This window comes from Pseudomonas donghuensis, assembly GCF_000696345.2.
Taxonomy (GTDB): domain Bacteria; phylum Pseudomonadota; class Gammaproteobacteria; order Pseudomonadales; family Pseudomonadaceae; genus Aquipseudomonas; species Aquipseudomonas donghuensis.
This window is the reverse complement of record NZ_CP071706.1, coordinates 1992922-2019762: the sequence shown is the minus strand read 5'-3', so window position 1 is coordinate 2019762 and position 26841 is coordinate 1992922. Positions and strand designations below refer to the sequence as shown.

General features: G+C 63.0%; 27 protein-coding genes, 5 tRNA genes and 1 riboswitch. Of the genes, 10 read left to right on the top strand and 22 right to left on the bottom strand.

Features of this window, described 5'->3' with window-relative positions:
* Window positions 1–21: 21 nt before the first annotated feature.
* From BV82_RS09250 to BV82_RS09220, 7 genes are all read right to left on the bottom strand, one after another.
* Window positions 22–942 carry a ChaN family lipoprotein gene (locus tag BV82_RS09250; RefSeq protein ID WP_081492825.1) on the bottom strand — a complete coding sequence of 307 codons (921 nt, stop codon included), beginning with the start codon at window positions 940–942 and terminating at the stop codon, window positions 22–24.
* 11 nt (window positions 943–953) lie between these two features.
* Window positions 954–3365, bottom strand: a complete 2412-nt coding sequence (locus tag BV82_RS09245) for a TonB-dependent receptor (RefSeq protein ID WP_051636721.1) — start codon at window positions 3363–3365, stop codon at window positions 954–956.
* Window positions 3366–3574: 209 nt separating this feature from the next.
* Window positions 3575–3659: transfer RNA gene (locus BV82_RS09240), tRNA-Leu, on the bottom strand.
* 53 nt (window positions 3660–3712) lie between these two features.
* Window positions 3713–3788: transfer RNA gene (locus BV82_RS09235), tRNA-His, on the bottom strand.
* Window positions 3789–3872: 84 nt separating this feature from the next.
* Window positions 3873–3957: transfer RNA gene (locus BV82_RS09230), tRNA-Leu, on the bottom strand.
* 53 nt (window positions 3958–4010) lie between these two features.
* Window positions 4011–4086 (bottom strand) — tRNA-His (locus tag BV82_RS09225).
* A 41-nt stretch (window positions 4087–4127) separates the two neighbouring features.
* Window positions 4128–4204, bottom strand: a tRNA-Arg gene (locus BV82_RS09220).
* A 284-nt stretch (window positions 4205–4488) separates the two neighbouring features.
* On the opposite strand from BV82_RS09220, the gene folD reads away from it, so the two are divergent.
* Window positions 4489–5343: a bifunctional methylenetetrahydrofolate dehydrogenase/methenyltetrahydrofolate cyclohydrolase FolD gene (folD, locus tag BV82_RS09215; RefSeq protein ID WP_010224606.1), complete on the top strand. Its 855-nt coding sequence runs from the start codon at window positions 4489–4491 to the stop codon at window positions 5341–5343.
* A 108-nt stretch (window positions 5344–5451) separates the two neighbouring features.
* Here folD and BV82_RS09210 read toward each other — a convergent pair whose 3' ends face one another.
* Genes BV82_RS09210 through BV82_RS09185 form a run of 6 tightly spaced genes read right to left on the bottom strand, consistent with a single transcriptional unit; the run spans window position 5452 to window position 11386 of the window.
* Window positions 5452–7191 (bottom strand): ABC transporter substrate-binding protein, encoded by a 1740-nt coding sequence (locus BV82_RS09210; RefSeq protein ID WP_036994421.1) that lies wholly within the window; start codon window positions 7189–7191, stop codon window positions 5452–5454.
* A 50-nt stretch (window positions 7192–7241) separates the two neighbouring features.
* Entirely contained in the window at window positions 7242–7514 is a 273-nt protein-coding gene (locus BV82_RS09205; protein WP_010224612.1) for a DUF2160 domain-containing protein, read from the bottom strand.
* A gap of 10 nt (window positions 7515–7524) precedes the next feature.
* On the bottom strand, window positions 7525–8325 hold the full coding sequence (locus tag BV82_RS09200; protein WP_010224614.1) for a carbohydrate ABC transporter permease: 801 nt from the start codon (window positions 8323–8325) through the stop codon (window positions 7525–7527).
* A 9-nt stretch (window positions 8326–8334) separates the two neighbouring features.
* Window positions 8335–9198, bottom strand: coding sequence for a carbohydrate ABC transporter permease (locus tag BV82_RS09195; protein WP_010224616.1), 864 nt, complete (start codon window positions 9196–9198; stop codon window positions 8335–8337).
* The gene (locus BV82_RS09190; RefSeq protein ID WP_036994420.1) at window positions 9195–10292 is read right to left on the bottom strand and encodes an ABC transporter ATP-binding protein; all 1098 of its coding nucleotides are present in this window, start codon (window positions 10290–10292) and stop codon (window positions 9195–9197) included. Before BV82_RS09190 ends, BV82_RS09195 begins: the two co-directional genes overlap by 4 nt.
* The gene (locus tag BV82_RS09185) at window positions 10292–11386 is read right to left on the bottom strand and encodes an ABC transporter ATP-binding protein (RefSeq protein WP_010224620.1); all 1095 of its coding nucleotides are present in this window, start codon (window positions 11384–11386) and stop codon (window positions 10292–10294) included. The genes BV82_RS09190 and BV82_RS09185 overlap by 1 nt, the downstream gene beginning before the upstream one ends.
* A gap of 244 nt (window positions 11387–11630) precedes the next feature.
* Here BV82_RS09185 and BV82_RS09180 point away from each other — a divergent pair, with 244 nt between their 5' ends.
* The 9 genes from BV82_RS09180 (at window position 11631) to BV82_RS09140 (ending at window position 20237) form a co-directional block, all read left to right on the top strand.
* Window positions 11631–13439: a sigma-54-dependent Fis family transcriptional regulator gene (locus tag BV82_RS09180; protein WP_036994419.1), complete on the top strand. Its 1809-nt coding sequence runs from the start codon at window positions 11631–11633 to the stop codon at window positions 13437–13439.
* A gap of 5 nt (window positions 13440–13444) precedes the next feature.
* Window positions 13445–13648, top strand: a riboswitch (cobalamin riboswitch).
* 106 nt (window positions 13649–13754) lie between these two features.
* Window positions 13755–14141 (top strand): (2Fe-2S) ferredoxin domain-containing protein, encoded by a 387-nt coding sequence (locus tag BV82_RS09175; protein WP_051636725.1) that lies wholly within the window; start codon window positions 13755–13757, stop codon window positions 14139–14141.
* A 210-nt stretch (window positions 14142–14351) separates the two neighbouring features.
* Window positions 14352–15269 (top strand): citrulline utilization hydrolase CtlX, encoded by a 918-nt coding sequence (gene ctlX, locus BV82_RS09170; RefSeq protein WP_036994469.1) that lies wholly within the window; start codon window positions 14352–14354, stop codon window positions 15267–15269.
* A gap of 20 nt (window positions 15270–15289) precedes the next feature.
* Window positions 15290–16336 carry an ornithine cyclodeaminase gene (locus tag BV82_RS09165; RefSeq protein ID WP_036994418.1) on the top strand — a complete coding sequence of 349 codons (1047 nt, stop codon included), beginning with the start codon at window positions 15290–15292 and terminating at the stop codon, window positions 16334–16336.
* A gap of 248 nt (window positions 16337–16584) precedes the next feature.
* On the top strand, window positions 16585–17364 hold the full coding sequence (locus tag BV82_RS09160) for an ABC transporter substrate-binding protein (protein ID WP_036994417.1): 780 nt from the start codon (window positions 16585–16587) through the stop codon (window positions 17362–17364).
* A 75-nt stretch (window positions 17365–17439) separates the two neighbouring features.
* A complete protein-coding gene (locus BV82_RS09155; RefSeq protein ID WP_010224629.1) occupies window positions 17440–18165 on the top strand; it encodes an ABC transporter permease in 726 nt (241 codons plus the stop codon).
* On the top strand, window positions 18162–18875 hold the full coding sequence (locus BV82_RS09150; protein WP_010224630.1) for an ABC transporter permease: 714 nt from the start codon (window positions 18162–18164) through the stop codon (window positions 18873–18875). Before BV82_RS09155 ends, BV82_RS09150 begins: the two co-directional genes overlap by 4 nt.
* Window positions 18876–18878: 3 nt before the next feature.
* Window positions 18879–19730, top strand: coding sequence for an ABC transporter ATP-binding protein (locus BV82_RS09145; protein WP_010224631.1), 852 nt, complete (start codon window positions 18879–18881; stop codon window positions 19728–19730).
* A gap of 12 nt (window positions 19731–19742) precedes the next feature.
* Window positions 19743–20237: an Lrp/AsnC family transcriptional regulator gene (locus tag BV82_RS09140; protein ID WP_010224632.1), complete on the top strand. Its 495-nt coding sequence runs from the start codon at window positions 19743–19745 to the stop codon at window positions 20235–20237.
* Between the two features lie 9 nt (window positions 20238–20246).
* On the opposite strand, the gene BV82_RS09135 is transcribed toward BV82_RS09140, so the two are convergent.
* The 9 genes from BV82_RS09135 to BV82_RS09095 all read right to left on the bottom strand — a co-directional run bounded on the left by BV82_RS09135 (window position 20247) and on the right by BV82_RS09095 (window position 26722).
* On the bottom strand, window positions 20247–21299 hold the full coding sequence (locus BV82_RS09135; protein WP_010224634.1) for an AI-2E family transporter: 1053 nt from the start codon (window positions 21297–21299) through the stop codon (window positions 20247–20249).
* 12 nt (window positions 21300–21311) lie between these two features.
* Window positions 21312–22109, bottom strand: a complete 798-nt coding sequence (locus BV82_RS09130) for a DUF4892 domain-containing protein (RefSeq protein ID WP_026001403.1) — start codon at window positions 22107–22109, stop codon at window positions 21312–21314.
* Window positions 22110–22224: 115 nt separating this feature from the next.
* On the bottom strand, window positions 22225–23079 hold the full coding sequence (locus BV82_RS09125; RefSeq protein WP_036994415.1) for an alpha/beta hydrolase: 855 nt from the start codon (window positions 23077–23079) through the stop codon (window positions 22225–22227).
* Entirely contained in the window at window positions 23076–23870 is a 795-nt protein-coding gene (locus BV82_RS09120) for an alpha/beta hydrolase (RefSeq protein WP_036994414.1), read from the bottom strand. The genes BV82_RS09125 and BV82_RS09120 overlap by 4 nt, the downstream gene beginning before the upstream one ends.
* A gap of 92 nt (window positions 23871–23962) precedes the next feature.
* Entirely contained in the window at window positions 23963–24310 is a 348-nt protein-coding gene (locus tag BV82_RS09115) for a hypothetical protein (RefSeq protein ID WP_036994412.1), read from the bottom strand.
* Window positions 24311–24401: 91 nt separating this feature from the next.
* Entirely contained in the window at window positions 24402–24845 is a 444-nt protein-coding gene (locus tag BV82_RS09110) for a hotdog fold thioesterase (protein WP_010224643.1), read from the bottom strand.
* Window positions 24846–24883: 38 nt separating this feature from the next.
* On the bottom strand, window positions 24884–25339 hold the full coding sequence (gene sixA / locus BV82_RS09105; protein WP_010224645.1) for a phosphohistidine phosphatase SixA: 456 nt from the start codon (window positions 25337–25339) through the stop codon (window positions 24884–24886).
* Window positions 25336–25683, bottom strand: coding sequence for a DUF4389 domain-containing protein (locus tag BV82_RS09100; RefSeq protein WP_010224647.1), 348 nt, complete (start codon window positions 25681–25683; stop codon window positions 25336–25338). Before BV82_RS09100 ends, sixA begins: the two co-directional genes overlap by 4 nt.
* 13 nt (window positions 25684–25696) lie before the next feature.
* Entirely contained in the window at window positions 25697–26722 is a 1026-nt protein-coding gene (locus BV82_RS09095) for an NAD(P)H-dependent glycerol-3-phosphate dehydrogenase (protein ID WP_010224649.1), read from the bottom strand.
* Between the last annotated feature and the right edge of the window lie 119 nt (window positions 26723–26841).

Sequence of the window (26841 nt, the reverse complement as noted above, 5' to 3'; positions counted from 1 at the left end):
AAATTCCTTGTAGTGAAGGGTTCAATGGGCGGGCTGATCGCAGCCGCCCGCGTCGGCAACCAGGGCGGTACCGTCGGCATCCTCAGCTGGCAGCAGCCAGACATAGTCGGCATCCCGGGTCGTAAGGCTATGGCCCTGCTCGCTGATCACCAGCACTTTCAGCCCCGGATCACTCGCCCCTTGCGCCAGGTACTGCGGGGCGCCCAGGCTTTTCAGCGTGTGCAGGACGCCGGCGAACAACAGCCGGGGCGCTTCGGCGCTATCGAGCACCTGCGCCATGCGCTGGTCGCGGGCGTGCTGGATGGCAAGCAGGCCGTTCATGCGCACGGCATCGATCTGCCCGCAATGCATCTCTTTGATGTACTGGCGCTGGCGTGCGGCAATGCCGGGTGACGGGAACAGGCCGTCAGGGTCCTGTACCGCTGCCGCCATCAAGCGCTTGCGCTCAGCGGCCGGCAGGTTGCCGGCCAACAGCGTGGACGGCGCCGTCATCAGGGCCTCCATCAGGGGGCCGTACTGCTCCCAGCTCCAGCGCTCGTCCCAGTGGATGATCTGTTTCAGCCGCTGGCTGCGCACCTGGTTGCCCTGCCCCAGCCAGGCCTGGACTTCATTCACCGGGCGCTGCCGCTCACTGTCGAGCATTTCCAGCACCACCGCGCCCTGGGGCCGACGCTGCGCCAGGTGAGTGGCCAGCCATTGTTCGATCAGGTGATGGGCGAAGTTGTCGTGCACTTCGCCGACCATCACCGTCTGGGCCGGCGCCAGCTCATCGAGCAGTTGAGTGGGCGAGATCTGCTTGCCACTGCTCAGCTCGATGATCGCGCCCCATCCGGGAATGTGCGATTCGACCCGGGTGTAGGCACTGTCGGCCACCGGCGCATTGACGCTGGCGCAACCCGCAAGCAGTGCCAGCCCCATCCCTATAAAGGAAGACTTGAACATAAAGGGTCCTGTCAGTATTCGAGGGTGAAGCCGAACGAGGTCGTGCGGCCACGGCCGTTGCCTTGGTCCATCACCGCCGACATCAGGTAGTCCACCGAGGCGCTGTTGTTGTAGACCTTGTTGCCGACGTTCTCGACGTTGAAGAACAGGCTCAGGTTGTCCTGCACCCGGTAGCTGCCATACAGGTCCCAGATCACGCCGGTGGCGTTGGATTTTTTCGTCTCGTACCAGTCCCAACTGGTTTCCGACGGCCCGGCGTATTCACCACGGGCCCCCAGCACCAGGCGCTCATCGAACCAGCGGGTACCCAGGTCGAGGGTCCAGAAGCGGTCCGGCTGGCTGTTGATGTCCTCCAGCTCGATGCCGGAGGTGGTCGGCGATTTGGTCGTGGCCTTGGTCCACGACAGGTTGGCGTAGAAGAAGCCGGCGTCGTAGCGGCCTTCCAACTCGTAACCGCTCATGCGCACTTCTTCAGGCCAGTTGACCCAGTTCATCTTCGCCGACTCTTCGCCGTCGTCATCGAGGATGTCGAAGGACTGCGGCGTGATGTAGCCATCGATCTTGCTGATGAAGCGGTTGATCTTCAGTTGCCCGTAGTCGGCGTCGGTGAACAGCCCGCTGCGACTGAAATTGACCCCGAACTCGTAGTTGGTCGAACGCTCCTGGCGCAGGAACGGGTTGGCACCGACACCGTCGGCGTCGCTGGCATCGGCCTCCAGTGGCACTTTCTCGAAGAACATTTCCTGCACCCGCGGCGCCCGCGAAGTGCGCGACCAGCTGCTGTAGAGCTGCATCCAGTCGTAAGGTCTGACGGCGAAACCAACCCGTGGGTTGAAGCTGTGTTCGCGGCGGGTAATGTCTATGTCGCCACCGTCGATACCGCGGCACTGGCCAATGATCGAGCACTTGGGCACATGACCGCTGACCTTGTAGCCGTCGTAATGACCGGCCAGGGTCAGGGCATAGATGTCGTAGTTAAACTCCAGGGTGCTGAACAGGCTGTGGGTAGCCTGCTTGCCCTCGGGGTTGGCCCCGCGCTTCTCCGGGGTCTGGGCGACGAAATCATCGGTGTAGTAACGCGCGCCATTACTCCAGCTCGCCTCTACCGGCCCGAGGTTGAAACGGCTGACGTTGGTCAGGTCGAAACCGTGGGCATCGTCACGGGTCTTGCGACCGATGTAGTGGGAGTCTTCTACCGGCGGATACTCCAGCTCGGTCTTGTTCTGGTAGGCATTGACCGTCAGGTTCAGCCATTCGCTGTAGGGCGTATAGGCGTACTTGGCGCGATAGGTCTCGTTATCCAGCTGCCAGGGGTAGTTGTGATAGAACTCGTTGCGGTACTTCACCCCACTCAGGTCCAGGCGATGCATGTCGTTAGGCTGCAGGCGCAGCTTGAGCAAGCCGGAGCGCGGGCTCTGCTTGGTGGTGTCGTATTCGTTGGACTGGCCATTGGTGGTCTTGTACTCGCCGGTCTGGGTGCTGCTGACTGCCGCGACCAGGCCGTAAACGCCCTCGACATCTTCGGGGCGGGTACGGGCACCGGCGGCGAACATGCGGGTATTGCCGTAGCCATTGTTACCGGTGCGATAGGTCGTACGCAGACCTACGCGGTGGTCCGGCTTGACGATGTCATCAATATCGAAGGTACGAAAGTTCGCCGAGCCGCCCAGGGTGTTGGCCCCTTCGGCGCCATCCACCGAACCACGCTGTACATCCACCCCAGCCAGCAGGTTGGCGTCGACAAAAGCCATCGGCCCGCCCGAACCGTGGCCGGCGTTGTTACGGAAGGTTTGGGTGACGCCATCGATCATGGTATTGACCCGGCCCAACCCGGCCAGGCCGCGGATGTTCACCGACACCCCCGGCTGGCTGCGCGAATGCAGGGTATAGGTGCCCGGTATCGAGCGCACCACGCTGTTGAGGTCCTGGCGCTCGGCATGCACCTCGCGACTGCTCTGGATCGCCCCGGGCCGTTCAGCCAAAGCGCCGACCATGGTCGGCCCGACCTCCAGGGCACTATCGCTGCGCTCGTTCACGCGCAACACATAGGTGCGATCCTTCAGCCGCTCGACCCACAGGCCGGTGCCCATCAACAACAAGTCGAAGGCTTCCTTGAGCGTGTAATCGCCACTCAAGCCTTGGGTGCTGCGATTTTCGCCAAGCTGCGGATCAAAGGTGAGGGTCACCCCTGCAGCCCCAGCCAGTTGATTCAAGGCAGGTGCCAGCGGGCCTGGCGGAATGTCGTAAGGCTTGCGCAACGGCGCTTGCTGGGTCGCCGCCCTTTCAGTTGCATAGGCCAACGACCCGCCGCTACACCCGCCCACCAATGCCAGTGCGGTCAGCGCACTGCACGCAACTTTCCATGCACCGCTTTTGTTGTTGTGCTGCAGCCGCTGAACGGCGGCCGGCTGTGTGCTCTTCACGAGGCGCTCCCTTGCAGATGAAATGATCTTGCAAGAGAGGTCACGCGAAGGAACGAAAAAGGGAAATGAAAATCAGTTTTATATGAAACTAATTTCTATTTGGCGAAAAAGTAAGGCGCAGGCGTCAAACCCCAGAAACGACAAAAGCCGCACAAGGCGGCTTTTTCGAGGCTTTCAGGCGCTTCAGCGAAGGGCGGTGAAAGCGTGGATGGTGCGGACGAAGAGACTCGAACTCTTACAGCTTGCGCCGCTGGAACCTAAATCCAGTGTGTCTACCAATTTCACCACGTCCGCATGAAGCGCTTAAAACAAAGGCGCCAGATTTTCATCGGGCGCCTTCGGGAATATGGGGTGGACGATGGGAATCGAACCCACGACCACAGGAATCACAATCCTGCGCTCTACCAACTGAGCTACGTCCACCATATTGCATTTGCCGCAGGGCTTGTGTCAAAGCTACCTGCTGGCACATTCACGCGCTTCAGCGAAGGGCGGTGAAAGTTTGGATGGTGCGGACGAAGAGACTCGAACTCTTACAGCTTGCGCCGCTGGAACCTAAATCCAGTGTGTCTACCAATTTCACCACGTCCGCATGAAGCTTTTAAAGCAAAGGCGCCAGATTTTCATCGGGCGCCTTTTGGAATATGGGGTGGACGATGGGAATCGAACCCACGACCACAGGAATCACAATCCTGCGCTCTACCAACTGAGCTACGTCCACCATATTGCATTTATCGCTTTACTTGTGCCAAAGCTGCCTATTGGCGCACCCGGCAGGACTCGAACCTGCGACCATCCGCTTAGAAGGCGGATGCTCTATCCAGCTGAGCTACGGGCGCATATTTAATCTGCTTTCTGTTACGATTACAAATTAACTTTAGCCGTACTGAACAAGCTAATAAATCTGCTTATTCTGCCTGACCTTGCTAACCAGTGCTAGGCTCTGCCCGACAAGTGCGACGAATCTTATAGACGAGCGGAAAGGTCGTCAACTATTTTTTGAAAAAAATTCATTTTATTTAAGGGCTTAGGGCAATTGCCGGACCAAGCGCCTTTGCCCTCGGCCCCCTTCATGCGAGAATGCGCGCTCTTTTTATTCCCTCTCGATGGTTAATCACGCGTCATGACTGCACACCTTATCGACGGCAAGGCGATCGCCGCCAGCCTGCGCCAGCAGATCGCCCAACGTGTCGTGGAGCGTCGCCAGCAAGGCCTGCGTACGCCTGGCCTGGCGGTGATCCTGGTCGGCACCGACCCCGCTTCTCAAGTCTATGTCTCGCACAAGCGCAAGGATTGCGAAGAGGTCGGCTTTATCTCCCAGGCCTTCGACCTGCCCAGCGATACCACGCAGCAAGCGCTGACCGAGCTGATCGATCGCCTTAATGATGACCCGAACATCGACGGCATCCTCCTGCAGCTGCCGCTGCCGGCGCACCTGGACGCCTCGCTGCTGCTCGAGCGCATCCGCCCGGACAAGGACGTCGACGGTTTCCATCCGTATAACGTCGGCCGCCTGGCCCAGCGTATCCCGCTGCTGCGCCCGTGCACGCCAAAAGGCATCATGACCCTGCTGGAAAGCACCGGTCAGGACCTGTACGGCATGAACGCGGTTGTCGTCGGCGCCTCCAACATCGTTGGCCGGCCGATGGCCATGGAACTGCTGCTGGCCGGTTGCACCGTGACCGTCACCCACCGCTTCACCAAGGACCTGGCCGGCCACGTCGGCCGCGCCGACCTGGTGGTAGTCGCCGCCGGCAAGCCGGGCCTGGTCAAGGGCGAGTGGATCAAGGAAGGCGCGATCGTCATCGACGTCGGTATCAACCGCCAGGACGATGGCAAGCTGGTTGGCGACGTGGTCTACGAGACCGCCCTGCCCCGCGCTGGCTGGATCACCCCGGTGCCGGGTGGCGTCGGGCCGATGACCCGGGCGTGCCTGCTGGAAAACACGTTGTATGCGGCCGAAGCGCTGCATAAGTAAGTGCTGATGGCGGGATAAGAAACGGCACCGGTGAAGGTGCCGTTTTTTTGTGCCTGGCGTCAGGGCCTCATCGCGGGTCAAGCCCGCTCCTACACACAACCTGTGTGGTTACTTGCGTGCAGCCTCCCAGGATTTGAGCAGTTCGCTGTAGCTCACGGTCTCGCCCTTGGGCTTCTCGTTGGCCAGTTTCGGCTTCGGTGCCCCCGGCTGGTCGAACCAGTACTGGGCATCACGCTCCTTGTTCAGCTTGGGTGCGCAAGTCGCCTGAGCCTTGGAGCGCTCCAGACGCTCGAGGATGCGGTCCTGATCCTTGGCCAGGCCATCCAGCGCCTCTTGCGGGGTCTTCTCGCCACTCGCCGCTTCGGCGATATGGCTCCACCACAGCTGCGCCAGCCGCGGGTAGTCCGGCACGTTGGTGCCGGTCGGAGTCCATTGCACCCGCGCCGGGCTGCGGTAGAACTCCACCAGCCCACCGAGCTTGGGCGCAAGATCGGTCATGGCCTGGGAGTTGATGTCCGACTCGCGGATCGGCGTCAGCCCGACAATGGTCTTTTTCAGAGAGACGGTCTTGGAGGTAACGAACTGGGCGTATAGCCAGGCGGCCAGGCGCTGCTTCTCTGGCGTCGACTTGAGGAAGGTCCAGGAGCCGGCATCCTGATAGCCAAGCTTCATGCCCTCCTCCCAGTACGGCCCCTTGGGCGATGGCGCCATGCGCCACTTCGGCGTGCCGTCGGCGTTCATCACCGGCAGGCCTGGCTTGGTCATGTCGGCGGTAAAGGCGGTGTACCAGAAGATCTGCTGGGCGATATTGCCCTGGGATGGCACCGGCCCGGATTCGGAGAAAGTCATGCCCTGGGCCTCTGGCGGCGCATAGGCGCGCATCCAGTCGACATATTTTTGCGTGGCGTAGACCGCAGCCGGGCCATTGGTGTCGCCGCCACGGGTAACGCTGGAGCCAACCGGGTGGCAGTCTTCGACGCGAATGCCCCATTCATCCACCGGCAAGCCGTTGGGCAGGCCCTTGTCGCCACCACCGGCCATGGAGAACCAGGCATCGGTGAAGCGCCAGCCCAGCGACGGGTCTTTCTTGCCGTAGTCCATGTGCCCGTAAACACGCTTGCCGTCGATTTCCTTGACGTCCTCGCTGAAGAACTTGGCGATGTCTTCATAGGCCGACCAGTTCACCGGCACGCCCAGCTCGTAGCCGTACTTTTCCTTGAACTTGGCCTTGAGGTCGGGGCGGTCGAACCAGTCGGCGCGGAACCAGTAGAGGTTGGCGAACTGCTGGTCAGGCAGTTGATAGATCTTGCCGTCCGGCGCGGTGGTGAAGGAGATGCCGATAAAGTCCTTAAGGTCCAGGGTCGGCGAGGTGTAGTCCTTGCCTTCGTTGGCCATCAGGTCGGTGATGGATTCGGTCTTACCATAGCGAAGGTGGGTACCGATCAGGTCGGAATCATTGACCCAACCGTCGTAGATATTCTTGTCCGACTGCATCTGTGTCTGCAGTTTTTCCACCACGTCGCCTTCCTGCAGCAAGTCGTGGGTCAGCTTGATCCCGGTGATCTCGCTGAAAGCCTTGGCCAGCACCTTGGCCTCGTACTCATGGGTGGCGATGGTTTCCGACACCACGTTGATCTTCATCCCGCGAAACGGCTCGGACGCCTTGATGAACCACTTCAACTCTTCAAGCTGCTGCTCGGGAGTCAGGGTCGAAGGCTTGAACTCGCTGCCGATCCACTTCTTGGCGGCATCTTCATAGGCATCGGCCCAGGCACTGGCGTGAAAGCTGCCAAGCACCAGCAGGGCTGCCAGGGTCAAATGTCGCCGGTTCTTGTTGTTGTCGAACATTGTGATCTCCCGATTGAGTATTTTCCCGGAGCCGTGCCGATTGCCCTCGGCTAACCCCAGCGCATCACCACCAACAGCCAGGCCAGGGACAGCAGCGAGGCTACCCACAGGTTCCAGTCGCTGAGCCCGATTACCAGCAGGTGCAGGTAAGCGCTGACCAGCAAACCAATGAACAACCGGTCACCACGGCTGGTGGCGATCGGCAGAAAACCACGACGTTCGACGCACGGCCGACGCAGCTCATGCAGCGTCATGCCCAGCAGCAACAGGCCGATCGAGGCGAAGAAGATCGCTGTTGGCAAAGTCCAGGCCATCCAGTCCATAGCGCGCTCCTCAGACCCGGCCCAGGGCAAAGCCCTTGGCGACATGGTTACGGACAAACCAGATCACCAGCATGCCCGGCAGAATGGTCAGTACCCCGGCAGCGGCCAGCACGCCCCAGTCGATCCCCGAGGCCGACACCGTTCGGGTCATCACCGCGGCAATCGGCTTGGCGTTCACCGAGGTCAGGGTGCGTGCCAGCAGCAGTTCGACCCAGGAAAACATGAAGCAGAAAAACGCCGTGACGCCAATGCCGGAGCCAATCAGCGGCACGAAGATCTTCACGAAGAACCGCGGGAAGCTGTAGCCGTCGATGTAGGCGGTTTCGTCAATTTCCTTCGGTACTCCGGACATGAAGCCTTCGAGAATCCACACCGCCAGCGGAACGTTGAACAGGCAGTGGGCCAATGCCACGGCAATGTGCGTATCGAACAGGCCGATGGACGAATACAGCTGGAAGAACGGCAGGAGAAACACTGCCGGTGGCGCCATGCGGTTGGTCAGCAGCCAGAAGAACAGGTGCTTGTCGCCAAGAAAGCGGTAGCGCGAGAAGGCATAGGCTGCCGGCAAGGCCACGCTCAGGGAGATCACCGTGTTCAGGCACACGTAGTACAGCGAGTTGATGTAGCCGCTGTACCAACTGGGGTCGGTGAAGATCACCCGGTAGTTGTCGAAGGTGAAGTTCTGCGGCCACAGGGTCAGGCCACCGAGGATCTCGGTGTTGCTCTTGAACGACATGTTCAGCAGCCAGTAGATCGGTACCAGCAGGAACAGGATGTACAGCAGCAGCGGCAGCGTCTTGCGCAGGTTCATGGGCGGCCCCTACTGTTTGTCGGCGTGGGTCATGGCGGTATAGAACAGCCACGACACCAGCAGAATGATCAGGAAGTACACCAGCGAGAACGCCGCCGCAGGTCCCAGGTCGAACTGCCCGACCGCCATCTGCGTCAGGGTCTGGCTGAGGAAGGTGGTGGCATTGCCCGGCCCGCCACCGGTGAGCACGAACGGCTCGGTGTAGATCATGAAGCTGTCCATGAAGCGCAGCATCACCGCGATCAACAGCACGTTCTTCATCTTCGGCAACTGGATATGCCGGAACACCGCCCAGGCCGAAGCGCGGTCGATGCGCGCCGCCTGGTAATACACGTCGGGGATTGCGCGCAGGCCGGAGTAACACAGCAGCGCCACCAGCGAGGTCCAGTGCCAGACGTCCATCACCAGCACCGTGACCCAGGCGTCCATGGTGTTGGCGGCATAGTTGTAGTTGATGCCCAGCTGGTTGAGTGAAGCACCGAGCAGGCCGATATCGGCGCGGCCGAAAATCTGCCAGATGGTGCCGACCACGTTCCACGGGATCAGCAGCGGAATGGCCATGACGATCAGGCACAAGGACGACCAGCGGCCCTTGGTCGGCATGGTCAGGGCGATAGCGATCCCCAGGGGGATTTCGATCAGCAGCACGCAGGCCGAGTAGATGAACTGGCGCAGCAGGGAGTCGTGCAGGCGCGGGTCCTGCAGCACCTGGCGGTACCAGTCGGCGCCAACGAAGTAGCGGCTGGACTGGTCGAAAATGTCCTGCACCGAGTAGTTGACCACGGTCATCATCGGTACCACGGCGCTGAAGGCCACCAGCAAAAACACCGGCAGCACCAGCCACCAGGCCTTGTTGTTGGGCACCTTGTTCATGGCCGGGCCTCCAGCAGCACGTCATCGGCATAGAGCATCAGCCACTGCGCCGGAAAACTGATCCAGGCCTGGCCTTCGGGCAGCGCACGGTCCTCGCCCAGGCGCACCTTGAGCGGCACGCCCTGCAGGTCGAGGGTGAGGATCTTGTAGGTCCCCAGGTCTTCGACATCCACCACCCTGGCGCTGAAACCTTCGTCGAACGGCGCGTCCCAGACCTGGACGAATTCCGGGCGGATGCCCACCTGCAGGTGCGTGGTGTTGCTCGCCGCCAGGCGCTCCTGCAGATCCCCAGGCAATGGCAGATGGATGCCGGCAAAGCCGACCCCGCCGGGCTGCACCTGCACCGGGATCAGGTTCATCCCCGGGCTGCCGATGAAGTAGCCGACAAAGGTGTGGCGCGGCCGTTCGAACAACTCGCGGGGGGTGCCGAACTGGACGATCTGCCCGCCATACATCACCGCGATCTTGTCAGCGAAGGTCGAGGCTTCGAGCTGATCGTGGGTGACGTAGATCATGGTGATGTTGAACTGCTCATGGATCTGCTTGAGCTTGCGCCGCAGCTTCCATTTAAGGTGCGGGTCGATCACCGTCAGCGGCTCGTCGAAGAGGATCGCCGAGACGTCGTCGCGCACCAGGCCGCGGCCCATAGAGACCTTCTGCTTCTCATCGGCGCTGAGGTTGCGGGCTTTCTTCTTCAACAGGTTACCCAGGTCGAGCACCTCGGCGATCTCTGCCACCTTCTTGCCGATGCGCGCTTCATCCAGGCCCTGGTTGCGCAGCGCAAAGGCCAGGTTGTCGAACACTGTCATGGTGTCGTAGACCACCGGGAACTGAAACACCTGGGCGATGTTGCGGGCCTGCGGCGACAGCGCGTTGACCACCTTGCCATCAAACAATACCTGGCCCTGGGACGGGCTGAGCAGCCCGGAAATGATATTGAGCAACGTGGATTTGCCGCACCCCGAAGGCCCGAGCAGGGCATAGGCACCGCCCTGCTCCCAGACATGTTCGAGCTCGCGCAAGGCATAGTCGTCAGCGCCCTGCGGGTCACGGCTGTAGCTGTGCGCCAGCTGTTGCAGGCGAATCTCGGCCATCAGGCGACCCTCGCTTCACGCAGGCCCGGCGCCTGCACCAGTTGCCCGGCGGTGTCGAAGACAAACAGCTTGTGGGTGGGGATGAACACCCGGATCGGCGCATCGACGTGGTACTCGTGCACGCCGGGCAAGTGCAGGACCAGGCGAAAGTGCTCGTTGCGCACATGCAGGAAGGTTTCCGAGCCGCTGATTTCCGCCAGTTCAACCAGCACTGCCAGCTCCAGGTCATCGTCGTTGGACGGCACCAGGCTGATATGGCTCGGACGCACGCCGAAGCGGTAGTCGCCATCGCCAATGCGGCGCAGATCGGCGTTCATGGCGAAATGCACGGCACCGGCAAAACTCACCTCATTGCCGCTGATACGCCCGGGCATCAGATTGATCGGCGGCTCGGAAAACAGCTCGGCGGCCAGCACTGTGCGCGGCTGGTGATAGACCTGGGCAGTGGGCCCGCTCTGCACGATGCGCCCTTCATGGAGGATGGTGGTGGTGCCGCCCAGGGCCAAGGCTTCGTTGGGTTCGGTGGTGGCGTACACGGCAATGCAATGGCGGGCGGCGAACAGCTCGCGCATCTCCTGGCGCAGCTCTTCGCGCAGCTTGTAGTCGAGGTTCACCAGCGGTTCATCGAACAGGATCAGTTCGGCGTCCTTGACCAGTGCCCGGGCCATGGCCGTGCGTTGCTGCTGACCGCCCGACAGCTCCAGCGGCAAGCGTTGCAGAAACGGCTCGATACGCAGCATCTGCGCGGTCTGCTGGACTTTCTCGCGGATCAGCGCTTCGGCCATGCGCGCCTGGCGCAAGGGTGAGGCAATGTTCTCGAACACGCTCAGGGTCGGGTAGTTGATGAACTGCTGATAGACCATCGACACATTGCGCTGGCGTACCGGGCGGCCGGTGACATCTTCGCCATTCATCAGCACCCGGCCACGGTCCGGCCGATCAAGCCCGGCCATCAGGCGCATGAGGCTGGTCTTGCCGGCCAGGGTGCGGCCGAGCAGCACATTGAACGAGCCGGGCTCGAAGCTCAGGCAGGCATCGTCGATGCACACCTGGTTATCCACGGTACGGCTGACATGTTCGAGCGTGAGCGACATGGCGCGGCCTTCTTGTTGTTATCGAGCAGGCGCATAAGGCAGAGCCAGATTCGTGCCAGCGGTTGCCAAGCCTTTGCCGGCAAAAGCATTTCAGCGAATTGACCGATGGCCAGGGTTCACACCTGAACAGAAATGAACAGCTTTCGCTGCACAGTTGAACAGCCGCGACATTGACAATGAACAGGACTGAACAACACTGGATCAGACAAAAACAACAACACTGCCACCGGCAGAGGACGGGGCCATGGCCGCATCCACCAGCGCCCATGCGCAACTGATCCAGGCCTCCTGGCAGCGCTGCCGCGCCTACGGCCTGGATCACCAGTCACAACCGCAGTTCGGCGAAGCATCCGCCGCCCAGGTCAGCGAACTGCTCGAACGCGAGCATTCACTGCTGGGCACCACCCGCGACGAGGTGCTGCCGCAATACGCGCACCTGCTCGGCAACTCCAGTTACCTGATCATGCTCAGCGACCATCTGGGCCAGTTGCTCGATGCCTGGGGCACCCGCCGCTTTATCGACCCGCGCCAGCGCCACGGCTTTGTCGCCGGCGCCTGCTGGCGGGAACAAGGGGTGGGCACCAATGCCATCGGCACCGCCCTGGCTACCGGCGAGGCGGTGCATGTCAGCCAGGATGAGCACTTCCTCAAGCTCAACCGCTTCATGGCCAGCGCCGCCGCCCCCTTGTTCGACGCCGAGCGCCAGTTGATCGGCGTACTCGATGTGTCCAGCGACAGCTACTTGCCGGCGGCGCAAACCCAGGGCCTGGTGCGGATGATGAGCCAGAGCCTGGAGAACCGCCTGATCCTGGCGCGCTTTGCCGGGGATTACCGGCAACTGAGCTTCAATACCGGCGCCAACAACCTCGACAGCCAATGGGCCGGGCTGCTGGTGTTCGATGACCAGGGCCGGGTGCTGGCGGCCAATCGCCGGGCCGACAGTTTGCTCGGCCAGAATCCGTTGCAACTGAACCTGGAGCAGTTGTTCAGGACGCCCCTGGTGCAACTGCTCGGCCACAGCGCAGAGCAACCGTTCGCCGTGCAGGTGACCGGGCGCAACCGTTTTCATTGCCTGCTGCATGCCCCCACCCAAACCCCGCGGGCCACACCGGTCAGCCATGCACAAACCACCTGCGACCCGCGTATCGACAAGGCCCTGCAGCAGGCCGGGTTGTTGCTGGAAAAGGACATTGCGCTATTGATCGAGGGCGAAACCGGAGCCGGCAAGGAAGTTTTCGTCAATGCCCTGCACCGCGCCAGCAGCCGCGCCGGCCAGCCGTTGATTGCGGTGAACTGCGCAGCGATTCCGGCCGAGCTGGTCGAGTCGGAGCTGTTCGGCTACGAGAAAGGCGCATTCACCGGCGCCCATCACAAGGGCAACATCGGCCTGATCCGCAAGGCCGACCGGGGCATCCTGTTTCTCGATGAAATCGGTGACATGCCGCTGCCGACCCAGGCACGCCTGCTGCGCTTTCTGCAGACCCGCAACATCCAGCCATTGGGCAGCGGTGAACCGACCCCGGTGGATATCCGCGTGGTCTCGGCGACCAACCAGAACCTCGCCGACCAAGTACGCCTGGGCCACTTTCGCCAGGACCTGTACTACCGCATCGCCGGTCTCAGCCTGATGCTACCGCCCTTGCGCGAACGCAGCGACCGCCTGGCCCTGATCGAGCAGCTCCACCAGCAGTACCGCGAGCCCGGGGCGCCGACGCAACTGCCCGGCAAGGTGCTGGAACTGCTGCTCCAGCATCCCTGGCCGGGCAACCTGCGCCAGCTGGCCAGCGTGCTTCAGGTGGCGCTGGCGCTGGCGGGCGGGCAGCCGATTGCTGTGGAGCACCTGCCGGACAGTTTCTTTGCCGACCTGCCCGCCTCCAGGCCACAGGCCCCCGTGTTGCCGCCAGCTAGCGCTGACGACCTCGGCCAGCGCCTGCAAGGCCTCAACGGCAATATCTCGGCCCTGGCCCGGGCCCTGGGCATCAGCCGCACCACCCTGTACAAGCGCCTGCACGCCCAGGGCCAGGCCGGCACAGTTGACGAACGCCTGGGCTGATGGTCAGATGCCTGCCAGTTTCAGGTGCCTGCCGCCGCCGTGCGTCAGGTGAAACGGGAAGCCGGTGCGTCGTTATCGACCAGTCCGGCGCTGCCCCCGCAACGGTAAGCGAGTGAAGCATTCAACCCGCCACTGTGCCCACAGGCATGGGAAGGCGAATGGCTTCAAGCCTCGCAAGCCCGGAGACCGGCCTGAAGCCCCACGACTGCATGCAGTCATTTAGGCAAACCTGCGGAGGGCGGGCACGAGCCGGCTGCCTGGCGCGTGTTGGCTGGGGCCCTCCTGTGCGCTTCGCGAATGTTTTTCGAGAAGTCCATGACAGCAACAACCCCCAAGCGTCGCCGCGGCCGCGTCGCCGAAGATGAAATCCAGAGCAAGCCCGAGTGGTCGCAGATCCCCGAGCATACCCGCCACGTGATGCTCTGCACCGGCCCTCGCTGCGTGCAACGCGGTGCCCTGCCGCTGTGGAAAGTCCTGCGCCGCGAGCTGCTGGTGGCCAATCGTATCGAAACCACTGACGGCGTGCTGCTGACCCGCAGCCATTGCCAGTTCCCCTGCAACCTCGGCCCAGTGCTGACGGTGTATCCGGACCGTTGCTGGTACCGGGTGGCCAACGCCGAAGACGCGCAACGGCTGGTGCGCGAACACCTGATCGAGGGCCAGCCGGTGCCCGATCTGCTGCTCAATGGCCAGGTGTCATGAGGTGGTTCGGCGCCAGCTTGCTGGCCGCGCTGAGCCTGGCGCGGCAGCTGCGGGCCTTCAAGCAAGACCCACCTTGAGTCATCACAGCAGATTCCGCTGTCTAACCCACTACTTCAGCTTTACCGGCTGAGCGCCCAACGCGCTTCAGCCGGGATTTATCATTGATCACGTCGACAATAAGCACACAGCCAACCCCGGATGCGTGCCTCGATGCAAACAACAAATACAGTCTTGATGATCCGCCCGGCGCGGTTCGCCTTCAACCCGGATACCGCCCTCAACAACCGCTTCCAGCAGGCCCTGCTCGAGCCGGAGCAAGCACAGCAGAAAGCGCTGGAAGAGTTCGATGGTTACGTCGACACCCTGCGCCAGCACGGCGTCGAAGTGCTGGTGGTGCAGGACACCCCGGCGCCGCACACCCCTGATTCGATCTTCCCCAACAACTGGTGGAGCAGCCACGCCGACGGCAGCCTGGTGCTCTACCCGATGGAAGGCCAGAACCGCCGCCTGGAGCGCAGCAAGGGCGTACTCAAGGTGCTCGAGGAACGTTTTGCCGTTCGTCAGACCATCGATCTGAGCCCCCTTGAACAGCAGAGTATGTATCTGGAAGGGACCGGCAGCATGGTCCTGGATCGCGAGCACCGGATCAGCTACGCCTGCCATTCCGGACGCACCCACACCCAGGCCCTGCGCCTGTTCGCCGAACAGCTCGACTATCGCCTGTGCCTGTTCCACGCCGTCGACCGCCACCAGGCACCGATCTATCACAGCAACGTGATGATGAGCGTCGGCCGCGGGCTCTCGGTGGTCTGCCTGCAGGCGCTGCCCGAGGCCGATGAACGCCGCGCCCTGGAGCATTCGCTGCGCGACACCGGCAAGGACATCCTGGCCCTGGACTTCGACCAGCTCGAAGGCTTCGCCGGCAACATGCTTGAAGTCCATGACAAGCAAGGCCAGCCGCTGCTGGTGATGTCGCGCAGTGCCTGGCGCTCGCTCAGGCCCGAACAACGCCGGCAGGTGGAGCAGCACAGCCACCCGGTGGTGGTGAACATCGACCACATCGAGCGCATCGGCGGCGGCAGCGCGCGCTGCATGCTCGCAGAAGTGCACCTGCCCGTCCGTCACTGATTACAACAAAGGAGTTCATCATGACCCGCTATATCGACGTTACCGACCTCAGCCGCCTGGTGGTCCGCAAAGGCCTGAGCACCTGCATCAGCGAGATGGCCGAGTACATCCGTGAGGACTACCTGCGCTGGCACGACTTCGAAAAATGCGCACGCCTGGCCAACCATTCGCCCGATGGCGTGATCGAGCTGATGCCGGTGTCCGACGCCAACCTGTACGCCTTCAAGTACGTCAACGGCCACCCGAAAAACACCCAGCGCGGCATGCTCACGGTGATGGCCTTCGGCGCTCTGGGCGACGTCGATACCGGCGCGCCGGTACTGCTCAGCGAAATGACCCTGACCACCGCCATCCGTACCGCCGCCACTTCGGCCCTGGCCGCCCGCTACCTGGCGCGCAAGGACAGCCGCAGCATGGCGCTGATCGGCAACGGCTCGCAAAGCGAGTTCCAGGCCCTGGCCTTCCACGCCCTGCTAGGCATCGACGACATCCGCCTGTACGACCTGGACCCACAAGCCAGTGCCAAGCTGGTGGCCAACCTCAGCGCCTTCCCGGCAATCAAGGTGAGCGTCGCCGGCTCCGTCGCCGACGCGGTGCGCGGTGCCGACATCGTCACCACGGTGACCGCCGACAAGGCCTACGCCACCATCCTCACCCCGGACATGATCGAGCCAGGCATGCACCTCAATGCCGTCGGTGGCGACTGCCCGGGCAAGACCGAGCTGCACCGCGAAATCGTCGAACGCGCGCGGGTGATCGTCGAGTACGAACCGCAAAGCCGCATCGAAGGCGAAATCCAGCAAATGCCCGCCGACTCGCCGACCACCGAGTTCTGGCAGGTGGTCAACGGCCAGGTGGCCGGCCGCGAGAACGCCGTGCAAGTGACCCTGTTCGACTCGGTCGGCTTCGCCCTCGAAGATTACTCGGCGCTGCGTTATGTGCTGGATGTGGCCAAGGCGCTGGACATCGGCAGCGAGATCGCCCTGGTGCCGGAACTCAAGGACCCCAAAGACCTGTTCGCGCTGCTGCGCGCACCGGTTGAAAACCTGCAGAAAAAACGCGCCTGAGGCCGACCGATTCTGCTGCGCTACGGCGCGGCAGATCGGAAACTGCTGCATGCGAAGCCTAAACAGGAGGTGCTTCAGCCGATTCGGCTGCAATACACGCGTTAACAGCAAAATCCGGCAGCCGACGCCGGCGCAAACGACACAAAAAAAACGTCGTCATCGCGCATTCTGAGCCCGACCCGATAGTCACTAAAAGACCAGAAGCGCACCACTGCCCTACATCAACTATAAAACTCAGGGATACTCATATGACTTCGCTGCGAAAGCTCCTCAGCGTGCTGCTCCTGCCACTGTGCGCAAGTGCGGTGCAGGCCAAGGAATGGACCGAGATCCGTTTCGGCGTCTACCCCGAATACCCTCCTTTTGAATCCGTTGCCGCCGATGGCAGCCTGCAAGGCTTCGACATCGAGCTGGGCAATGCCATCTGCGCCAAGCTGCAGGTCAAGTGCACCTGGGTGCACAATGAATTCGACGGCATGATCCCGGCCCTGCGGGCACGCAAGTTCGACGCGATCATGTCGTCGATGGCGGTGACCCCGGCGCGGCAGAAACAGATCGACTTCAGCGCCCGGCTGTTCCTCAGCCCGACCTCGGTCATCGTGCGCAAGAACGCCGATTTCGGCGAAACCCCAGAATCGCTCAAGGGCAAGCAGGTTGGCGTACTGCAAGGCTCGCTGCAGGAAGCCTACGCCCGCGCCAAGCTGGCGCCGCTGGGGGCCCAGGTCAAGGCCTACCAGTCCCAGGACCAGAACTACGCCGACCTGATCAACGGCCGCCTCGATGCCACTCTGACCGACAAGCTCGAAGCGCAGCTGAACTTCCTCACCAAGCCCGAAGGCACCGACTTCAAGAGCGGCCCGGCGATCAAGGACCCGACCCTGCCACTGGATATCGCCATGGGCCTGCGCAAGAACGACAGCGAGCTCAAGGCCCTGCTCGACAAAGGTATCGCCGCGGTGCACGCCGATGGCACTTTCGCCGAAATCCAGAAGAAGTACGTCGGCGACCTGGATATCTACAACGAGTAAGCCGTGCCGTCGTGATCAGTTCGCCCTGAGCTGATCACGGTCGCATTTGCCCTGCGTCCTACCGAGATTTTTCCCGTGAACGACTTCCTTCACTCCCATGGCTGGCAGGCCCTGAGCTTGCAGGGCTTCGGCCCGCTGTTGCTGCAAGGGACCTGGATGACCCTGAAACTGGCGCTGCTGTCGCTAGCCCTGAGCCTGGCCCTGGGCCTGTTCGGCGCCAGCGCCAAGCTCTCGCGGCACACGTTGCTGCGGGTGCCGGCAACCCTGTACACCACCCTGATTCGCAGCGTGCCGGACCTGGTGCTGATCCTGCTGATCTTCTACACCCTGCAACTGTGGCTCAACGACCTGACCGACCTGCTCGGCTGGGACTACTTCGAGATCGATCCGTTTACTGCCGGGGTCATCACCCTGGGCTTTATCTATGGTGCCTACTTCACCGAGAACTTTCGCGGCGCGATCCTCAGCGTCCCAGCCGGACAACTGGAGGCCGCCACGGCCTACGGCTTGAGCACCGCGCAACGCTTTCGCCTGGTGCTGTTCCCGCAACTGATGCGCTTCGCCCTGCCGGGCCTTGGCAACAACTGGCTGGTGCTGCTCAAGTCCACCGCGCTGGTGTCGATCATTGGCCTGGCCGACCTGGTCAAGGCTGCGCAGAACGCCGGCAAGTCCACCAACAACACCCTGTACTTTCTGATCATCGCCGGGCTTGTGTACCTGCTGATCACCACCCTCTCCAACCGCTTGTTCAAGCACCTGGAGCGGCGTTACAACACCGGCATCAAGGGGCTGGCACGATGATCGAACTCTTTGAGCAATACGGCCAGGCCTACCTCTACAACGATGGCGCCGGGATGTCCGGGCTGGCCATGACCCTGTGGCTGTTCGTCATCACCATGGTCCTGGGCTTTTTCCTGTCGTTGCCGCTGGCCCTGGCGCGGGTGTCGCGCAGCCTGTGGCTGCGCTGGCCGGTGGAGTTCTACACCTTCGTGTTCCGCGGCACGCCGCTGTATATCCAGTTGCTGATCTGCTACACCGGCCTGTACGGGCTGGAGGTGGTGCGCGATCACGCCCTGCTCGACCAGTTCTTTCGCAACGCGCTGAACTGCACCCTGCTGGCCTTCGTGCTCAACACCTGCGCCTATACCGTGGAAATTTTCGCCGGGGCGATTCGCAACATCCCCCATGGCGAGATCGAAGCGGCCCAGGCCTATGGCCTGCATGGCTGGAAGCTGAACCTGTTCGTGGTGCTGCCAGCGGCCCTGCGGCGTTCGCTGCCGGCCTACAGCAACGAACTGATCCTGATGCTGCACGCCACCTCGCTGGCCTTCACCGCCACCATCGCCGACATCCTCAAGGTCGCCCGCGATGCCAACGCCGCCACCTTCCTGACCTTCCAGGCCTTCGGAACGGCGGCGCTGCTGTACATGTTGCTGTCCTTCGCGCTGGTCGGGCTGTTTCGCCTGGCCGAGCGACGCTGGATGGGCTTTCTTGTTCCTGCCCGAGGCTAACTCATGACCACTACCGTACATGCCCTGGCGACCGCCGAGCACACCCACAGCAGCCGCCCCACCCCGCGCATTGCCAGCATTGGCGCCGATGCCACGGTCAAGCTGAGCGTCGCCGACCTGCACAAGCGCTATGGTGAGCATGAAGTGCTCAAGGGCGTCTCACTGCAGGCGCGCAAAGGCGACGTGATCAGCCTGATCGGCGCCAGCGGCTCGGGCAAGAGCACCATGCTGCGCTGCATCAACTTTCTCGAGCAGCCCGATGCCGGGGTCATCACCCTCGACAACCAAACGATCGAAATGCGCCAGGGCCGGGCCGGTGCCCGGGCGCCGCACCCGGCGCAGCTGCAGAACCTGCGCACGCGCCTGGCCATGGTCTTCCAGCATTTCAACCTGTGGAGCCACATGACCGTGCTGGAGAACATCTGCATGGCACCGCGGCGGGTGCTCGGGGTCAGTAGCCAGGAAGCCGAAGCCCGGGCGCGCAAGTACCTGGACAAGGTCGGTCTGCCGGCCCGCGCCGCCGACCAGTACCCGGCGTTTCTTTCCGGCGGCCAGCAACAGCGGGTGGCGATTGCCCGGGCGCTGGCCATGGAGCCGGAAATCATCCTCTTCGATGAACCGACCTCGGCCCTGGACCCGGAGCTGGTCGGCGAAGTGCTGAAAGTCATACAGACGCTGGCCGAGGAAGGTCGTACCATGCTCATGGTCACCCACGAGATGGGCTTTGCCCGTCAGGTGTCGAGCCAGGTGCTGTTCCTGCATCAGGGCCGGGTCGAGGAACAGGGAAGCGCCGAGATACTTGACCAGCCGCAGAGCGAGCGCCTGCAGCAATTTCTTTCCAACCGTTTGAAGTGAAGCCGAACCTGCATGGATACCAAGGTCAACAGCCCACAGACCACGCCGCCCCTGGACCGGATCGACGAAGCGATCATCGATGTGTTGCGCCATAACGGGCGCATCACCTATGAAAAGCTCTCATCGCTGGTGCACCTCACCCCACGCCCGTGCCTGGAACGGGTGCGCAAGCTGGAACGGCGCGGGGTGATTCGCGGCTATGGCGCAATCATCGATGTGCAGATGGTCTCGCCGGGGTTGTCACTGCTGGTGCTGGTGGCCCTCTCCAACCAGAGCGGGCGCGCCGCGCAAAAGGCTTTTGAGGCCTGCGTGCGCGCCTGTCCGCAGGTGTTCGACTGCCAGCTGATCAGTGGCCACTTCGATTACAGCCTGCGCATGCGCTGCCGTGACATGGAGCACTACCGGGTGCTGACCGAGACCTGGATGAACAACGACGAGCTGCACATCGACAAGCTGGTCGCCCACCCGGAGTTGGCGGTGGTCAAGAACACCGCCCCGCAGCTCTAAACCCGCCAATCAGGTACGCGGCGGCGCCACCGGCCCGCTGCGCGACCAGTCCAGCAACAGGCTGTAGGCCACCGCCAGCAAGGTCGGGCCGATGAACAGGCCGATAAAGCCGAAGGCCAGCAGGCCGCCAAACACCCCGAGCAGGACGATCACCAGCGGCAGGTTGCCGCCACGGCTGATCAGGTAGGGTTTGAGCACGTTGTCGACGCCGCTGATGATGAAAGTCCCCCAGAGGCCGAGGAACACCGCCATGCCGTACTCACCCTGCCAGGCCAGCCAGGCGGTGGCCGGCACCCAGGCCAGCGGTGGGCCCATGGGGATCAGGCTGAGCATGAAGGTGACGATTGCCAGCACCAGTGCCCCCGGTACCCCGGCAATCAGGAAGCCGATCAGCGCCAGCACGGCCTGCGCCGCTGCCGTACCGATCACACCGTTGACGACCCGTTGCACTGTGCCGGCGACCAGGTCCAGGTAATACTCACCACGCTCGCCGATCAGCCGGTCCAGCAGGCGCAGCACAAACGCCGCCAGCCGTGGCCCGTCCCGGTAGAAGAAGAACACGAAGACCAGGCTCAGGGTCAGCTCGAGAATGCCGCTGCCGATCTGCGCGCTGCGCGCCAGCAGCCAGTTGCCGACCTGGCCGAGGTACGGCTTGATCGCCGTCAGTAACGCCGCGCCCTGCTGGTCGATGGTGTCCCACATGCCGACCAGACGCCCGCCCACGAACGGCACGCTACCCAGCCAAACGGGCGCATCGGGCAGGCCGTCGACCTGCACGTCGCGTACGAAGGCGGTGGCATCACGAATGTGATCGGCCAGGTTGAAGCCCAGCCACACCAGCGGCAACGCCACCAGCAGGATCCACAAACTGGTCAGCAAGCCTGCCGCCAGGGTTTCGCGGCCGCCGAGCAGGCGGGTCAACAGGCGCATCAGCGGCCAGCTGGCATAGGCCAGGATGGCGCCCCAGAGCAGCGCCGAGATAAACGGTGCCATCACCCACAGGCCGGCGCCAAGCAGCGCCAGCAGGATGATTTGCACCAACAGGCGGTCATTATTGGGCATCATGCTTCTCGATCAACGAATCAGTTCGACGTGGAAACCATCAGTCTCGGCCTGACCCACTTCCAGCCGCGCCGGACGTACCCCGGCCTTGACCAGTTGCTCGCGCCAGGCTTCGGCCTTGGCCCCGCTCAGGCTCACGCGCAAGGTGGTGCTGTTGTTCAGGCTGCGCCCGAGCAGGTTGATCCAGGCTTCTGGTGGCTCGCCATCAAGGTCAGGGTAGTCGAGCTTGCCGGTGTCGAGCAGTTCGCGCATCAAGGTTGCCGGCGTTGGCAGCAGCTCGCCCAAAGGCGCGTCGGCGACGAATTCCTCGACGTGCAGGTAGGCGCGCTTGTTACCGCGAGTGATGCTGTACAGGGCGACCAGGGTGTTGTTCTGCTCGGCGGAGCGGCGCAGCAGAATGAACGCCTGTTGCTCGTCGGCGCCCGACAGTAGGCGGTTCTTGAACACCTCGTTGGCCCACAGGCTGTTTTCGCCGCAATCGCGGGCCTGACACCAGAACAACGGGTAGCCACCGTCCTTTTGCAAGGCTTCCCGGGCGGCGGTGAAGGCTTCATTGGCGCTGCGCTCGCGCGGCAGCTCATAGGTGGTCGAGCTGACCTGGCCGCGGCTTTCGATCTTGCCTTCGACCCGCAACTGGTTGCTGATCTTGCGCAGGCCACCCAGCGGGTAGACCCGTTCCTGTACCAGCGCCGGGCGCTGATCGACCACCTTGGCGTCCAGCGGGACCGGCAAGCTGTCGGCCAGCAACGGCGCGCTGGCAAGAACGCCGAGCCCGGCCATCGCGGCCTGGATAAAAAGTATGAGCCTCATAGGCTCGCCACCGAGCGCGGGGCGTCAAGGTGGTCAACGGATGTGGCGTTGTCTTGCTCGTTCATGGTTGTCTCCCTGTTCAACCCGCCAAGCCTCGACAGTTGCCCGCCACAAGTCAAGAAATGCCAAAGAAGCGATTGAAACAGTCTGCAACAAGGGTTGCGCCGGTCTCGTCATTCAGGTGCAGGTGATGGCCGCCCGGCAGTTGTTCTCGCTCAAAGGGTAGCTGCTCAAGCAACTCGCCGTGGCGCGCGAGCATACCGTCCGCGGCCACCACCAGTTTCGCCGGGCAGGCGATGCGCTGCACGAAGCTCATCGCCTGGGCTTCGTTGAGCCGGGTCGGTGATGGCAGGGTCAGACGGCTGTCGCTGCGCCAGCTGAAGCCACCGGGTACCGGCATCAGCCCGCGCTGGGCGAGCAGTTCGGCGGCTTCGCGGCTGACCGCCACCAGGCCTTTCATGCGCGCCTCGATGGCCTGGTCGAGGGTCGGGTGCACCGCCTTGCGCTTGCTGTCCAGGCGCAGTTGCGCCTGCAGGGCCATGCCCATGCGCTCGGCGGCATCCTGCGGGCCGCTGGTGGGCGGGATCACCCCGTCGATCAGGGCCAGTCGGGTGACCCGCTCGGGCAGCGCGCCGGCCAGCACGACCGAGATGATCGCCCCCAGCGAGTGTCCGAGCAGGGCAAAACGTTCCCACTCCATCTGCTCGGCGACCCGCAGCACATCATGGGCGTAGTCGGCCAGGGCATAGCCGGCGCCGGCCGGGCGATGCTCGGAATGGCCGTGGCCAGCCAGGTCCAGGGCCAGAATGCGCAAGCCCTTGAGCCGCGGCGCCAGGCGGGCAAAGCTGTTGGCGTTGTCCAGCCAGCCGTGCAAGGCAATCACCGGCAGGCCATCGACCGGGCCGAACAGGTGCGCGGCCAGTTCGATATGGCCGAGGTTCAGGCGCACTTCTTCCATTTCGGTGGTCATGCCGACGTATCCTGCCAGCGGTCGAACAAGCCCTTGATCAGGCTCGCGGTGTCGGTTGGGTGCTCCAGCGGAAACATATGCCCGCCGGGCAGGCTATGGTACTCCCCCCGGGGCATGCCCCGTACAGCCAGGGCATGATGGCGTTTGACCACCCGGCTGTGGCTGCCACGGACCATGGCCAGGGGCAGTTCAAGCAGTTTGGCCGGGCTCGGGCTGGTGTGCGGCAGGCTGCGGTAGATGCTGATTTCGGTGGCCGGATCAAAGCGCAGGCGCAAACCGTCTCCGCCCGGCTGCAGGCCATGCTCCAGGTAGGCGTCGAGGCACTCGGGGTCGAAATGCCGGAACAGCGTCTTGCCGGCGAAATAGGCCCGGGCGCTGTCACGGTCGGCAAACGCTTCGCGGCGCCCCAGCGTACGCCCGGCCGGGGTAATGCGATCGATAAAGCCCATGCGCTTGGCCGCCTGGATCAGCCACTGATCGACCCGGGTCAACACCGGCGAATCGAGCATCACCACGCCGCGATAGTACTGCGGGCAGCGCATGGCGGCATGCAGGTGCAACACGCCGCCCAGGGAATGGCCGACGCCCCAGACCGGCCCCGGCTGTTGTTCCAGGTGATGGATCAGCTCGTCGACCAGGCTCTGCCAGTTGTCATTGACCGGAAAGCGCGGATCGTGGGCGTGTTGGGCCAGGTGGGTCACCTGATAGTCCGGCGCCAGCGCAGCAAAGAGCTTGCCGTAGGTGGCCGAGGGGAAGCCATTGGCATGGGCGAAGAAGATCTGCTGCGACATGGCCGCCAATCCAGAGGGAAGTGATGGCTCATTGTCGGCAACCGCACCCGCGGCGGCAATGTCCGGAAAAGCCATCGGCGACGGCAATCAGGTCAATACTCGCCGAAACTGGCCATCGAGCGGCGCAGGCAAGCCTGCATATAAGCCAATTGCTGCTCCAGCGCTTCGCGGGCGCGACGTCTGTCTTCGACATCGAGTTCGAGTCGGCGCAGGGCCAGGCAACTGGTCTGCAACAGGTGCGACATGCGGATACTGGCCTGGCGCAGCTGTTCCAACTCGTACTGGCCTTCGAACTTGCGCAACAGGTAGTCGAGCTTGGCATCGGCGCTGTCTTGCAAGATGCGGTACTCGGCAAAATCCAGTGCCTGATGCCTTTGTACCTTGTCGAGCGTGGACCGCACGTCGACCGAGTACACCAGATCCAGATGTCTACTGCTCATAGTCGAATTCCCTGGGACCCCCTGCCCCGCAACTTCAACGCACGCTAACAAGCTGCACGGGACACGACAACTGGTAAAAATGCCAGGTCGATCAGCGGCTGGGGACGTCCTGGCCGAGAGGAATCACGGCCATGGTCAAGCGTGAAATGCAGCTGGCCTTGCCCTCGTCGCTGCTCAGGCGAATATCCCAGACGTGGGTACTGCGGCCGATGTGTACCGGTTTGGCCGTCGCCGTTACCCGCCCGCCACGGATCCCGCGCAGGTGGTTGGCGTTGATTTCCAGGCCCACGCAGTAGAATTTCTGCGGGTCGATGCACAGGCAGCTGGCCATCGAACCGACCGTTTCGGCCAGCACCACCGAAGCGCCGCCGTGCAGCAGGCCGAACGGCTGGTGGGTACGGTGATCGACGACGATGCTGGCGCTCAGCGAGTCTTCGCTGAATGCTTCAAAACGGATGTCCAGCACTTCGCCAATGGTGTTCTTCTGCAAGGCGTTGAGTTGTTCGATGTCAGGCTGGGTATGCCACAGGCTCATGGGCGCAATTCCTTGTTGTGCTTGTTATTGAGGGTGACTCACGGGTGCTTGAGACTCTTGAGGGTCATCAGCCCGGCCAGCGGCCAGTCGCCTTCAAGCTGTGCCAGGCTGGCGGTACTCATGGGCGCCGGGGTGCGGTAATGGCCGTGCTCCAGCAGCCCCACAAGCGTGCCCACCAGCGGCTGGTGACTGACCAGCAGCACCTCCTCCAGGCCCAGCTTGTCCAGCTCGGCGATGACCGCTTGCGGATCGCTGTCCGGCGTCAGCCAAGGCACGGTCTGCACCGGCTTGGCAAAACCGAGGGCCTCGTGGACCAGCGCGGCCGTCTGTTGGGCGCGCACGTAGGGGCTGGCGAGGATCACCTGCGGCGGCTGGCCAAGCAGCACCGCCGCGCTGCGCAGCACCTGCTCGCGGCCATGGGCGGTGAGCCGACGCTCGGCGTCGGTGTGGGCCCGTGGCTCGGCTTCGCCGTGACGCAAGACCCAGAGCTTCACAGCTTTGGCTCTTCGTCACGCACCGGATGCGGCGCAGGCGGCACGCTGTGCGCGGCTTCGCCTTCCGGCGCGCGCGGGGTTGGCCAATCGGCGAATGGCCAGGGTTTCTGGTCGCTGTGGAAGCTGCCGAAGCGGCCGATCTGGGCCAGGAACTGGCTGAGGCTGTCGCCGAAATTCATCAGGCTGGCGCTCGGTGCGCCGTAGATCAGCCGATAGATCAGTTGCACCAGCACCAGGCCGCCGAGCAACAGTTCGGCCAGCTGCCAGACCACCAGGAACACCAGCATCCACAACACGCGCAAGATGATCGATTCGCGCTGGGTCTGGTTGGAAGATTCGTTCATGTCCTGCTCCTGCTTAGTTGAAACCGCTGGTGGAGATAAAGTCGACATCGGTTTTCGGCTCGCCGCGCATCAGCAGCTCGATCACCTGGGTCAGGGTCCGGCCTTCGAACAGGATCGCATGCAGCCCGGCCACCAGGGGCATGTAGACCTGCACTTGCTGGGCTTTGACCTTGAGCACCTTGAGCGTGTTCACCCCTTCGGCGACTTCGCCCAGGCGGCTGACCGCCTCATCCAGGCTCAGGCCCTGGCCCAGGGCGTAGCCAACTTGATAGTTACGGCTCTTGGGCGAGGAGCAGGTGACGATCAGGTCGCCGACGCCGGCCAGGCCCAGAAAGGTCATCGGGTTGGCCCCTTGGCTGACGGCAAAGCGGGTCATCTCGGCCAAGGCGCGGGTGATCAGCATGCTCTTGGTGTTTTCGCCCATGCCCAGGGCCACGGCCATGCCGGCGATGATCGCGTAGACGTTCTTCAGCGCCCCGCCCAGTTCGACGCCAAAGCGGTCGCCGCTGGCGTAAACGCGAAAGGTGCGCCCGTGCAACACGGCCTGAACGCGCTGGCACAGCGCTTCGTCTTCACTGGCAACCACGGTGGCGGTCAAGGCGTGTTCAGCCACTTCGCGGGCCAGGTTCGGCCCCGACAGCACGCCGATGCGCGCTTGAGGCGCGATTTCTTCGAGGATCTGGCTCATCAGTTTGAAGCTCTGCGCCTCGATGCCCTTGGTCAGGCTGACCAGCATCTTGCCGCCCAACAGCTGGGCATGGGGCGCCAGCACGCTGCGCAGGGCACTGGAAGGCAAGGCCACGAAGATCAGCTCGCAGGCCTCGAGGGTCGCCAGCAGATCGTTGACCGGCTCAACCCCGGCATGCAGCTTGATGCCTTTGAGGTAGCGCGGGTTCTCGCGGTTGCTGCGCATGGCCTCGGCCTGCTCGGGGTCGCGCATCCATTGCCGCACCCGAACGCCGTTTTCCGCCAGTAGATTCGCCACGGCGGTGCCGAAACTCCCGCCTCCCAGAACTGCAACAGGCTGCTGTTCAGTCATATCCAATCCGTTAAAACCAATTAAAGTGGCGACTTGCGCATTATACGGAGCGCCAGTGCCAGAGCCAGTGGCAGATGACCGAATCGGCCTTGGCATCGCCTTGAGCACGACTGGAAAAT